This is a genomic window from Nocardia pseudobrasiliensis NBRC 108224, assembly GCF_001613105.1.
In the GTDB taxonomy this organism is placed as follows: domain Bacteria; phylum Actinomycetota; class Actinomycetes; order Mycobacteriales; family Mycobacteriaceae; genus Nocardia; species Nocardia pseudobrasiliensis.
The window spans coordinates 14,829-25,789 of record NZ_BDBS01000053.1 but is presented as its reverse complement, the minus strand read 5'-3'; the positions used below and the strand labels follow the sequence as shown (position 1 = coordinate 25,789).

Here is a 10,961-nt window from a genome sequence, read left to right as displayed (position 1 = left end):
CGTTCATCGCGGCGGCTCCCGATCGGCAGGACTGGTGGTCGGCAGGCCGAAGGCGTCGGACAGTGCCTGCGGCAACCGATCCGGCCAGACCATCGCGTCGACCAGCGCGCGCAGCGGAATGCTCTCGACATTGGACAGATAGGCCTGGAAGTAGGGCCCGCTGCCGACCTGTTCGCCCAGCGCCGCGGCATAGGGGCCGAGCGCGTCGAGCGCCTTGCCGAGATTGTCCTTGTTGCGCTGCAGCAGTCCCAGCACCGAATTCAGCTTGTCCAGCGCGGGTTTCAGCTCGGCCTCGTTGTCGTTGACGAAGCCGGTCAGCTGCTGGGCCAGGCCGTTGACGTAGACGATCAGCTGACTCAGCGCCGCGCGCCGGGCGTCCAGCTCGCCGAGCAGATCGTTGCCGTCCAGCAGCAGCGCGTTGATCTGATCGGCCCGGTCCGACAGCACCTTGGTGACGTTCTGGGCGTGCCCGAGCAGTTCGGTCAGCGCCTTGTCGCGGGCGTTGAGGCTGCGCGAGAGCGCGGTGACGCCGTCGAGCGCGGAACGCAGCGGAGCCGGGGTGTCGGCGAAGGTCTGCGACAGCGTGTCCAGGGTGGTGTTGACCCGGTCCAGATCCAGGCCCTGCACGGTTTTGGTGAGATCGCCCAGCGCGTCGTTGAGCGAGTACGGAGAGGTGGTGCGCTCCAACGGAATCGGATCGTCGCGCCGGATCACCCCGTCGCCCTGCGGCACCACCTCGAGGGTTTTGCGGCCCAGGATCGTATTGGTCTTGATCGCCGCGGTGGTGCGACGGCCCAGCGGGATCGACTCGTCGAGGATGAAGCGGACCCGCACCTTGGCCCCGTCCAGGCGCACATCCTCCACGCGCCCGGAGCGCACCCCGGCGACCTGCACCGGATCGCCCACCGTCAAACCGCCCGCATCGGCGAAGAAGGCGCTGAACTCGGCGCCGCTCCTGACGAACGGCAGCCGATCGAACTGCAGGGCCGACAGCGAGATCGCGACCGCGACCACGATGCCGACCACGCCGATCGAAATGAGAGGAGACCGTTCGCCGTTCACTCGCTGGCACACCTTCCGGTCGTCTGGTTGCCCTTCAGGTGCACTTCCATGGGCTTACCGTCGGGACCGTCGGCGAGCATGGTGACGCCGCAGACGTACATGTTGAGGAACGACCCGTAGGAACCGACCCGGACCAGCTTGCGATAGGTCTCGGGCAGCTGCTGCAGAATCCATTCGACATCGCCGGAGTGGTCGTCGATGTTCTGGGACAACCGCCCCAGCTGAGCGAAGTCCTGTTTCAGATCGGGCCGGGCCTCGCGCAGCAGATCGGTCAGATCCCCGGTCGCGCCGGCCAGATGCGGCAGCGCCGCGCCGATCGGATCCTTGTCCGCGGCCAGCCCGCTCACCAGGCGCTGCAGTTCGGTCAGCGTGGTGTCGAATTCCTTGCCGCGGTCGTCGATCGTGGCGAGGACGGTCTTCAGATTCTCGATCACGCTGCCGATCAGGGCATCTCGATCGGCGAGGGTCTTGGTGAACGAGCCGCCGCTGTTGAGCAGCGCCACCAGCGCGCCGCCCTGCCCCTGGAACACCTGTAGCAACGCGCTGGTCAGATCGTTCACCTGCGCCGGATCCAGCCCGCGCAGCAGGGGTTTGAAGCCGCCGAGCAGCAGGTCCAGATCGAGGGCGGGCTTGGTCTTGTCGGTTCCGATCGTGCCGCCCTTGGCCATACCCTGTGCGGCGCCGGGCCCCTCGAGCAGTTCCATGTACCGGTCGCCGACGAGGTTCTCGTAGCGGATGGCCGCCTGGGTGCTGGTGTAGAGCCGATATTTGGTGTCGACGTCGAAATCCACATGGGCGAGATGGTCTTTGCCGACGTACACCCGCTTGACCGAGCCGACCGGCACCCCGGCGATGCGTACCTTCGAACCGGGCAGCATGCCCGAGGAACTGGTGAAGATCGCGTGATATCCGGTCTCGCGGGAAAAGCGCATCTGGCTGAAGACCACGCCCAGCAGGGCCAGGACGAGCACCATCACCAGCGTGAAGATCGATAACTTCACGGTCGCGGCGTGCGGTTTGAACCTCATGGGTTGGGCACCCCCGGCAGCCCGGCGAACATCAACTGGAACACCCTGGGGCCGTTGAGATGTGTGTGCAGTTCCGGTGTCCACACCTCGCCCTCGGAGGTGTCGGTCACCAGATAGGGCGCGTGACTGCCGGGCTCGCGCACATTGGTTCCGTCGCAGTGCGGGCCCCCGGTGGCGTTCACCTTCGGCAGATCCTGCGGATAGCGATAGGGTTCGCCGCCGGGCATGAAGCCCGCGTTCAGCAGCACGCCCGCGCCGCTGCCGCCGAAGATCTGGTTCATGATGTCGACGCGGCTGCCGATGCCCTCGATCACGCAGTTGAGTCCCGTGCGGTACTCGTTGAGCAGAGCGGTGGTGGGGCGCAACAGATCCAGGGCCGTCACCAGCGACTGCTCGTTATCGCTCAGAATGGGTCGCGTGGTGTCGGCCAGGCCGATGAGATTCATCAACACGGCGTCGAAACTTTCTTGCTTCCGCACGATCGTGCCGCCCGTCACCGCCGCATTGTCGGTGGTGCGCAACAAATCCGGGACGGTATCGGCATAAAGATTCGTCACCCCGACCGAGGTCTGCAGATCGCGTTGCAGATCCGGCAGGCTCGGATTGATATCTCGCAGATATTGATCCGAATCGGCGAGCAGCTGACCCAACTTGTCGCCGCGGCCCTGCAGGGCGGTGCCGAGCGCGGTCAGGGTCGCATTCAACTTCTCGGGTGCGATCTTCGCGAGCACATCGGACAGATGCTGAAACAAGGTGTTGAACTCGACGGTCACCGACCGCGCGTTCACCGTCACGCCGGGGTCCAGATGTTTCGCCGAAGGATGCTGGGGCAGCGTGAAATTCACGTATTTCGCGCCGAAGACGGTGGTGGAGCGGATATCCACGCCGACGTTGGCGGGCAGCAGCTTCATCTGATCGGGCTGGATGGCCAATTGCAGCCGGGCATTGTCGCCGGTGTACGAAATCGCCTTCACCCGGCCGATTTCCACGCCGCGCAGCTTCACCTTGGCGTCGGGGTCCAGTACCAGACCGGCGCGCTGGGCATCGATATAGACGGTCTCGGTCGAGGTGAATCCACCGGCGAACATCGTGAGCGCGACCGCGACGACGGCCGCCAGACTCAGCACCATCGCCAGCCCGGCCAGTTTGACGCCCCACCCGGCGCCGAAGATCTTTCCGGCGCCGTCCTTTTCGACCAGCTTGTTTGCCGCCATACCGCCTACCCGGAGAGATGGAAATTGCCGGAGGTTCCGTAGATGGCCAGCGAGACCAGCAGGGTCACGGTCACCACCGCGACCAGTGAGGCGCGTACCGCGTTGCCCACCGCCACGCCGACGCCGACGGGACCGCCGGAGGCGTGGTAGCCGTAATAGGTATGGATCATCATGACCGCCAGGGCCATGAAGATCGCCTGCACGAACGACCAGAGAATGTCACCGGGGATCAGGAACGTCGAGAAGTAGTGGTCGTACACACCGGCCGACTGTCCGTAGATCACCACGGTCGCGAACCGGCTTGCCACGAATGACGCGATCACCGCCAGCGCGTACAGCGGCACGATCGCGATCATCCCGGCCAGCACCCGCGTGCCGACCAGGAACGGCACGGGCCGGATCGCCATCGACTCGAGCGCGTCGATCTCCTCGGCCACCCGCATCGCGCCCAGCTGCGCGGTCGAACCCGCGCCGATGGTGGCCGCCAGGCCGATACCGGAGATCACCGGCGCGGCGATGCGGACATTGATGAAGGCGGCGAAGAACCCGGTCAGCGCCTCGACTCCGATATTGCCCAGTGAGCTGTAGCCCTGCACAGCGATCGTGCCGCCCGCGAACAGGGTCAGGAATCCGACGATCACCACCGTGCCGCCGATCACCGCGAGTGCGCCGGTGCCCATGCTGATCTCGGCGATCAAACGGATTGTCTCGGTGCGATAATGCGTGAGCGCGCGCGGTATCGCGGCCAGCGACTGCGCGTAGAAAAGGGCATGTCTTCCGACATTGTCGAGCGAGTCGGACGTCCGGCGCACGCGTCGAACAGTACGCGGGAACCGGGATTGGATCACGAACGCCATACCGTCACCGAGCCGTGAACTTGATCCCAACGGCGGTGACCACGACATTGACCACGAACAGGGCCATGAAGGAGAACACCACCGTCTGATTGACCGCGTCGCCGACGCTCTTGGGCCCGCCTCGCACATTCAGGCCCAGATAGCAGGCCATCAGCCCGGCGACCACACCGAACAGCGTGGCCTTGACCTCGGAGATGACCAATTCCGGCAAATGGGTCAACAGCGTGATGCCGTTGACGAACGAACCGGGATTGACGCCTTGCAGAAATACGGAGAACAAAAAGCCGCCGACGATACCGATCGTGCAGACCAGCCCGTTGAGCAGCGCCGCGACGAACATCGAGGCCAGTACGCGCGGCACCACCAGCCGATGGATCGGGTCGATTCCGAGCACCCGCATCGCATCGATCTCCTCGCGAATGGTGCGCGCGCCGAGATCGGCGCAGATGGCGGTGGCGCCCGCACCGGCCACGATCAGCACCGTCACGATCGGGCCGATCTGGGTGACCGCGCCGAAAGCCGCACCCGCACCGGACAGATCGGCCGCACCGATCTCGCGCAGGAGGATATTGAGCGTGAAGGTCACCAGCACGGTGAACGGAATGGCCACCAGCACGGTCGGAGTGATCGAAACGCGGGCGACGAACCAGGACTGGTCGACGAATTCGCGTCGTTGAAATGGGGGCCGCACCGTGGCCCTGGCCACGGCGGCGGTGAGTTCGAAGAACCCGCCGACCGCCCGCATCGGCACGGCAAGAACCTCGTTCATCCGCGATTCCTCCTTGCCCTGCCTAACGGTACAGCCTGCGACGGCGCGCATCCGAAGCCCCGCCCGTCTCGAAGATTAGAACACGTTCCTGGTACTCAGGTTCACATATTGACCGATTTTGAACTGCAATTTTCTTCCAGAACTGTCTTGGAAGCTAGAACGTGTTCATAGCGGATATGAATCGCCTTTGTGAGGCAAAGCACAACCGACCCCCATGTCTACCAACTACCGGACCACCGATCAACAGATTGTCGCGGTCAGTGGACGCGCGTCGCGACTCAGCCGAGATCGTGTAGCGATGACGCGGAAAACGTACGCCCGGAAGGCCGCTGCGCGAAATAGTTTCCGAGCGTGTCGGCCAGATCGGCCGGCGCCCACTCCGGACCACCGGCGTCGAAGCGCCGCTCGACCTCGGGCGCGGCCATGAGCGCGACCATCGGCCCGTAGACGACGAACACCTGGCCGGAGATCGCGTCGGCGGCCGGTGCGGACAAATAGGCGACCAGCCGGGCGACATGATCGGGCGAGAGCGGATCCACCTCGTCGGCGGGCGCGTCGGCGAAGACGCTCTCGGTCATGGCCGTGCGCGCGCGGGGGCAGATCGCGTTGGCGCGCACGCCGTATCGGGCCAGTCCGCGCGAGGCCGACAGGGTCAGCGCCGTAATACCCGCCTTGGCCGCCGCGTAGTTGGGCTGGCCCTCGGGCCCGAGCAGTCCCGCCTCGGAGGAGGTGTTGATCAGCCGCCCGTATACCGGGCCGCCGGCCTCCTTGGATTTGGCCCGCCAGTACGCGCCCGCGTTGCGGGTGAGCAGGAAGTGCCCGCGCAGATGGACCGCGATCACCGCGTCCCACTCCTCGTCGGACATATTGAAAAGCATGCGGTCCCGGACGATTCCGGCATTGTTGACCACGATGTCGACGCCGCCGAACGCCTCGTCCGCGGTGCGGATGAGGGCATCGGCGGTCGCCCGTTCGGCCACTGAACCACCGACGAACTCCGCCTTCGCACCGAGCGCCCGGATATCGGCGAGCGTCGCCGCGACCGCCTCATTCTCGGCCAGATCGTTGACCACCACCGCGGCCCCGGCGCGAGCGAGGGCGAGCGCCTCGGCCCGCCCCAACCCCGCACCGGCCCCGGTCACAATCGCCACTCGACCGGACAGACTCAGTTCGTTGTCTCCCACGCCGCGACTCTAGAACGTGTTCCAGTTCACTGGCAAGAGCCGGATCACTCCAGCTTCAGCGCCGCCTTGGGACACTGGGCTACCGCGGTGCGCACATCGTCGAGCCGATCCTCCGGCACTTCGGCGACCGACAGGTGCAGCTGATCCTCGTCGTCGAGTTCGAAGACGTCCGGGGCGATTCCGACACAGATTCCGTTGGCCTCGCACTGGTCGAAATCCACACTGAGCTTCATCGATGACTCCTTTGCCGCTGATATCGCGAGACTAACAACCCGGCACCGGCCGCGGCGGCTGAAACGGCTCGATCCCCTGTCCATACTGGAACATGTTTCACTTCGTATGCAATGATCGAGACAACCCTCCAGCTCCATGTCGGCTGGCTATCGAACAACAACTGAGGTGCAGTAATGCGGATTGCCTTTACCCCGCAACAGGAGCAGCTGCGGGCCGAGTTGCGCGAATACTTCGCCGAACTGATCACGCCGGAGCGGCGCGAGGCGTTGAGCGCGCAGACCGGCGAGTACGGCCACGGCACCGTCTATCGCGACGTCGTGCGGCAGATGGGCCGCGACGGCTGGCTCGCACTGGGGTGGCCCACCGAATACGGCGGGCAGGACCGGCCGATGCTGGATCAGTTGATCTTCACCGATGAGGCCGCGGTCGCGGGCGCGCCGGTGCCGTTCCTGACCATCAACTCCGTGGCCCCGACGATCATGCACTACGGCACCGAGGAGCAGAAGAGGTTCTTCCTGCCCAAGATCGCCGCGGGTGAGCTGCACTTCTCCATCGGCTACTCCGAACCGGGCGCGGGCACCGATCTGGCGTCGCTGCGCACCAGCGCGGTGCGCGACGGCGACGACTGGATCGTCAACGGGCAGAAGATGTGGACCAGCCTCATCCAGTACGCCGACTACATCTGGCTGGCCGCGCGCACCGATCCGAATGCCAAGAAGCACAAGGGCATCAGCATGTTCATCGTGCCGACCACGGCCGAGGGCTTCTCCTGGACCCCGGTACACACGATGGCCGGACCGGACACCAGCGCCACCTACTACCAGGATGTGCGCGTCCCCGCATCGGCCATGGTCGGGCCGGAGAACGGCGGCTGGTCGCTGGTCACCAATCAGCTCAATCACGAACGGGTGGCGCTCACCTCGGCCGCGCCGCTGCAGCTGGCGCTGACCCAGACCGTGGACTGGGCGCGTAACAACAAGGACTCCAACGGTTCCCGGGTGATCGACAGTGAGTGGGTGCGGATCACGCTGGCGCGCGTGCACGCCAAGGTCGAATATCTGAAGCTGCTCAACTGGGAGATCGCCGCCCGCGCCGATGCCGGCGGCGACGCCGCGCCGCGGCCGTGGGACGCCTCCACCTGCAAGGTGCTCGGCACCGAATTGGCCACCGAGGCCTACCGGTCGCTGATGGAGGTATTGGGTCCACAGGCCTATCTGCGCCAGGATTCCCCGGGTGCGGCCCTGCGCGGGCGGCTCGAGCGGATGCATCGCGCCTGCCTGATCCTCACCTTCGGCGGCGGCACCAACGAGGTGCAGCGCGACATCATCGCCATGACCGCCCTGAAGCAACCCGCCGCCGCGCGCTGATTCGAAAGCTGGTTACTCACAATGGATTTCACTGCGACTGAAGCGCAGCAGGATCTGTCCCGGCTGACCGGGGAGGTGTGCGAGAAGCTGGTCACCGCCGATCGCCTGCGGGAATTGGATCGGGCCGAGGTCCGCTTCGACGAACCGCTGTGGCGCTCCCTGGCCGAGACCGGCGTGCTGGCCGCGACCCTGCCGGAGGCGGTCGGCGGCAGCGATCTGGGCCCGCTGGAGCAGACCGCGGTGCTGCGCGAACTGGGTAAGGCCGTCGCGGCGGTGCCGTATCTGTGGTCGGTGGTGCTCGGCGCGGGCGCGCTGGCACGCTTCGGCTCCGCGGCGCAGCGCGAGCTGGCCGCGAAAGCCGGTGCGGGCGAGGCGATTCTGACCGTGGCACTGGCCGAGGAGCGCAACTGGGAGCCCGACCACCCGGTGACGACCGCGAGCGACGACGGCGGCTGGCGGATCACCGGGGCCAAGACGATCGTCGCGTTCGCCGCGCAGGCCGATCGAATCCTGGTGCCCGCCACGGTATCCGGCTCCCCCGCTATCTTCCTGGTCGATCCGTCCGACGCGAGCGTGCGAATCTCGGCCCAGCAGGTCGTCGACCGCACCCCCGATGCCGAACTCGAATTCGACCGCACGCCGGCCGAATTGGTGGGCACGGTCGAATCGGGCGCGGAGATCCTGACCTGGCTGCTCGAGCGCGGCTGGCTGGGCCTGGCCGCCCAGCAGCTCGGCACCCTCGAGCGCGCCATCGACCTGGTCGCCGAATACGGCCGCGAGCGTGAGCAATTCGGCCGCAAGATCGGCGGCTTCCAGGCCGTCGCCCAGCGCCTGGCCGACGGCTATATCGAACTGCAGGGTCTGCGCCTGGCCGTCACCCAGGCCGCCTGGCGTCTCACCGAGGGCCTGCCCGCCGCCCGGGAGATCCACACCGCCAAGTTCTGGGCCGCCGAGGCGGGCCACCACATCGCCCACACGGTCGTCCACGTCCACGGCGGCGTCGGCATCGACCGCGACCACATCGTGCACAACTACTTCACCGCGGCCAAACACAACGAATTCGCCCTCGGCGGCGCCACCGACCACCTGCGCGCCCTGGGCGCGCTGCTGGCCGATCCTCATTAGCGGCGAGTCGCCCGCTCGGGCCTTCCGTTCATCGGTTGGCCTGAGCGGGACTACTCCGCGAATCCGGTTGATCGTTCCGCGATCGATGGCACGTCCAACATGCCTTGACAGACGTCGAGGACGAACCGTTCCGCCTCGTCGACATCGAAGTTATCCGGCAGCCGATGTCCATTCAGGTGCAGAAAGACCCACGTGCCGTACCACGCGAGTCGCTTGTTGCCGTCGACCAGGCCGCGGTTTCGGGCAAGGGACTCCATCAGAGCGGCGGCCTTCTGCCACACATCCGGATAGGCATCCTGGCCGAAGACACTGGCCTGCGGGCGCGCCAGCGCCGAATCGAGAAGTCCGTAGTCCCTGACATCCGGAGTACCAAGTCGCTCTGCGAGATTCAGCAGTTCCTGCAGAGTGAGGTACTGCATCAGGCCAGTCTCCGGTTCAGCTCCTCACTGACCCGTAGGACATGTTCGGCAGCCTCGTTGAACAGCCGCGACCGCTCGTTGATCGCGGTGATGACGGCATCGTGCACGAACGATTGCATGCTTACCCCCTCGGCTTCGGCACGCTCACGCAAGGCGGCCAACTCATCCTCGGTGAACCTGACGTTGAGACCTGCCATAACTAGATGGTACCGGACGGTACCACGCAGTGCGGACGAGCCGCGATGAGTTTGGGCGGCCCGATTCGTCGGTATCGATGTACACGTAGCCGACTGCGCAGTCGAGAGGACCGGATATGGCCAGCAAGATGATCTTTTTGAATCTTCCCGTCGATGATCTGGAGCGGTCCAAGAGGTTCTACGAGACGTTGGGGTGGAAGGTGAATCCGGCATTCACCGACGAGAACGCGGCCTGTGTGGTGGTGGACGACAACATCTGTCTGATGCTGCTGGTGAAGCCGTTCTTCTCGACGTTCACCGAGCGGCCGATCGCCGAGACCGACGCGACGACCGGATCGCTCTACGCGCTCGCGCTGGGCAGTGCGCGCGAGGTGGACGAGCTCACCGCCGCGGCCGTGCGGGCGGGCGGGACCGAATTGGTCAACGAGGACAAGCGCGCCCAGGAGGCCGCGGTCGGCATGCACGGGCGTGCCTTCCGCGACCCGGACGGACATCATTGGGAGCCGTTCTGGATGAATTATTCGGTGCGCTAGGAGGTCCTCAGCTCGGGCGCGAGCCCGAACAGCGGGAACAGCCGCTCGGTGTCCAGGAAGAAGTTCAACCCGTTGATCTCGCCCTCGTCGAACTCCAGCACGATGATGGCCCACGGCGTGTAGACGCCCGGCACGTCGGAGGGCTTGTACTGGCCGAAGGCGGGCAGGCCGTTGGCGCCTTCCAGCGGGACCAGCCGCGAGCCGCGGCAGGCCGACGGGCCCTCCGACAGCATGAACTCGGCCACATTGGCCGGGCCGGAGACCCACAGTTCGATCGGCGGCATGGACAGCGCCACATCCTGTTTCAGCAGGGCGGTCAGCGCGTCCATATCGTAGGCCTCGAAGGCCTGCACGAAACCGTCGACGAGTTTGCGCTGCTGCTCGTCGTTCTCGTCGTAGGAACCCGATTCGCTGGGCTGCACCTTCGACATGGTGGCCCGGGCCCGTTGCAGCGCGCTGTTCACCGAGGCCGGCGACATCATCAGCATGTCGGCGGTCTCGTTGGCCGAGAAGCGCAGCACCTCGCGCATGATCAGGATCGCCCGCTGGGTGGCGGGCAGATGCTGCACCGCGGCCACGAAGGCCAGACGCAGCGAATCCTTGGTGGAGGTGTGCTCGGCCGGGTCGGCGCCGAAGGCCAGCCCGTTGGGGATCGGCTCGATCCACACGTAGTCCGGCTGCGGCGGGGGCAGCGGCGTATCCGGGGTCGACGGACCGTGCAGATCCATCGGCCGCGCCCGCCGCTGCGGCCCGTCCAGCATGTCCAGGCAGACATTCGTCGCGATCTTGTACAACCAGGAACGCACACTGGCCCGGCCCTCGAACGAGTCGTAGGCCTTCCATGCCCGGGTGAACGTCTCCTGCACGGCGTCCTCGGCCTCGAACGAGGACCCCAACATCCGGTAGGCGTAAGCGCACAGCTCCCGCCGGTACCCCTCGAACTGCGCCAACACTTCATCCACGGCGCCGGCT

General features: G+C 66.0%; 13 protein-coding genes. 3 read left to right on the top strand and 10 right to left on the bottom strand.

Features of this window, described 5'->3' with window-relative positions:
* Positions 1 to 3: 3 nt before the first annotated feature.
* The 7 genes from NP4_RS33750 to NP4_RS33720 form a co-directional block, all read right to left on the bottom strand.
* Positions 4 to 1,062, bottom strand: coding sequence for an MCE family protein (locus NP4_RS33750; protein ID WP_068006593.1), 1,059 nt, complete (start codon positions 1,060 to 1,062; stop codon positions 4 to 6).
* On the bottom strand, positions 1,059 to 2,090 hold the full coding sequence (locus NP4_RS33745) for an MCE family protein (protein ID WP_068006591.1): 1,032 nt from the start codon (positions 2,088 to 2,090) through the stop codon (positions 1,059 to 1,061). The genes NP4_RS33750 and NP4_RS33745 overlap by 4 nt, the downstream gene beginning before the upstream one ends.
* Positions 2,087 to 3,304 carry an MCE family protein gene (locus NP4_RS33740; RefSeq protein ID WP_082876457.1) on the bottom strand — a complete coding sequence of 406 codons (1,218 nt, stop codon included), beginning with the start codon at positions 3,302 to 3,304 and terminating at the stop codon, positions 2,087 to 2,089. The genes NP4_RS33745 and NP4_RS33740 overlap by 4 nt, the downstream gene beginning before the upstream one ends.
* A 5-nt stretch (positions 3,305 to 3,309) precedes the next feature.
* Positions 3,310 to 4,161, bottom strand: coding sequence for an MlaE family ABC transporter permease (locus tag NP4_RS33735; protein ID WP_068006589.1), 852 nt, complete (start codon positions 4,159 to 4,161; stop codon positions 3,310 to 3,312).
* A gap of 4 nt (positions 4,162 to 4,165) precedes the next feature.
* On the bottom strand, positions 4,166 to 4,930 hold the full coding sequence (locus tag NP4_RS33730) for an MlaE family ABC transporter permease (protein ID WP_068006588.1): 765 nt from the start codon (positions 4,928 to 4,930) through the stop codon (positions 4,166 to 4,168).
* Positions 4,931 to 5,208: 278 nt separating this feature from the next.
* Positions 5,209 to 6,114 (bottom strand): 3-oxoacyl-ACP reductase, encoded by a 906-nt coding sequence (locus NP4_RS33725; RefSeq protein WP_068006586.1) that lies wholly within the window; start codon positions 6,112 to 6,114, stop codon positions 5,209 to 5,211.
* Between the two features lie 44 nt (positions 6,115 to 6,158).
* The gene (locus NP4_RS33720; RefSeq protein WP_068006583.1) at positions 6,159 to 6,347 is read right to left on the bottom strand and encodes a ferredoxin; all 189 of its coding nucleotides are present in this window, start codon (positions 6,345 to 6,347) and stop codon (positions 6,159 to 6,161) included.
* 174 nt (positions 6,348 to 6,521) lie between these two features.
* Between NP4_RS33720 and NP4_RS33715 the strand changes: the two genes are divergently transcribed.
* Both NP4_RS33715 and NP4_RS33710 read left to right on the top strand, forming a co-directional pair.
* Positions 6,522 to 7,715 (top strand): acyl-CoA dehydrogenase family protein, encoded by a 1,194-nt coding sequence (locus tag NP4_RS33715; RefSeq protein ID WP_068006581.1) that lies wholly within the window; start codon positions 6,522 to 6,524, stop codon positions 7,713 to 7,715.
* Positions 7,716 to 7,736: 21 nt separating this feature from the next.
* On the top strand, positions 7,737 to 8,840 hold the full coding sequence (locus NP4_RS33710; RefSeq protein ID WP_068006580.1) for an acyl-CoA dehydrogenase family protein: 1,104 nt from the start codon (positions 7,737 to 7,739) through the stop codon (positions 8,838 to 8,840).
* Between the two features lie 50 nt (positions 8,841 to 8,890).
* On the opposite strand, the gene NP4_RS33705 is transcribed toward NP4_RS33710, so the two are convergent.
* Positions 8,891 to 9,262 (bottom strand): type II toxin-antitoxin system death-on-curing family toxin, encoded by a 372-nt coding sequence (locus tag NP4_RS33705; protein WP_245997880.1) that lies wholly within the window; start codon positions 9,260 to 9,262, stop codon positions 8,891 to 8,893.
* On the bottom strand, positions 9,259 to 9,456 hold the full coding sequence (locus NP4_RS33700; protein WP_068006576.1) for a plasmid mobilization protein: 198 nt from the start codon (positions 9,454 to 9,456) through the stop codon (positions 9,259 to 9,261). The genes NP4_RS33705 and NP4_RS33700 overlap by 4 nt, the downstream gene beginning before the upstream one ends.
* Before the next feature lie 116 nt (positions 9,457 to 9,572).
* On the opposite strand from NP4_RS33700, the gene NP4_RS33695 reads away from it, so the two are divergent.
* Positions 9,573 to 9,989, top strand: a complete 417-nt coding sequence (locus NP4_RS33695) for a VOC family protein (protein ID WP_068006574.1) — start codon at positions 9,573 to 9,575, stop codon at positions 9,987 to 9,989.
* On the opposite strand, the gene NP4_RS33690 is transcribed toward NP4_RS33695, so the two are convergent.
* Entirely contained in the window at positions 9,986 to 10,951 is a 966-nt protein-coding gene (locus tag NP4_RS33690; protein WP_245997866.1) for a sigma-70 family RNA polymerase sigma factor, read from the bottom strand. The genes NP4_RS33695 and NP4_RS33690 overlap by 4 nt on opposite strands.
* Positions 10,952 to 10,961 lie beyond the last annotated feature (10 nt).

Coding starts and splice junctions, on each gene's coding strand:
- NP4_RS33745 (WP_068006591.1), bottom strand. CDS start 2,090: ATGAGGTTCAAACCGCACGCCGCGACCGTGAAGTTATCGATCTTCACG.
- NP4_RS33740 (WP_082876457.1), bottom strand. CDS start 3,304: ATGGCGGCAAACAAGCTGGTCGAAAAGGACGGCGCCGGAAAGATCTTC.
- NP4_RS33735 (WP_068006589.1), bottom strand. CDS start 4,161: ATGGCGTTCGTGATCCAATCCCGGTTCCCGCGTACTGTTCGACGCGTG.
- NP4_RS33730 (WP_068006588.1), bottom strand. CDS start 4,930: ATGAACGAGGTTCTTGCCGTGCCGATGCGGGCGGTCGGCGGGTTCTTC.
- NP4_RS33720 (WP_068006583.1), bottom strand. CDS start 6,347: ATGAAGCTCAGTGTGGATTTCGACCAGTGCGAGGCCAACGGAATCTGT.
- NP4_RS33715 (WP_068006581.1), top strand. CDS start 6,522: ATGCGGATTGCCTTTACCCCGCAACAGGAGCAGCTGCGGGCCGAGTTG.
- NP4_RS33710 (WP_068006580.1), top strand. CDS start 7,737: ATGGATTTCACTGCGACTGAAGCGCAGCAGGATCTGTCCCGGCTGACC.
- NP4_RS33700 (WP_068006576.1), bottom strand. CDS start 9,456: ATGGCAGGTCTCAACGTCAGGTTCACCGAGGATGAGTTGGCCGCCTTG.
- NP4_RS33695 (WP_068006574.1), top strand. CDS start 9,573: ATGGCCAGCAAGATGATCTTTTTGAATCTTCCCGTCGATGATCTGGAG.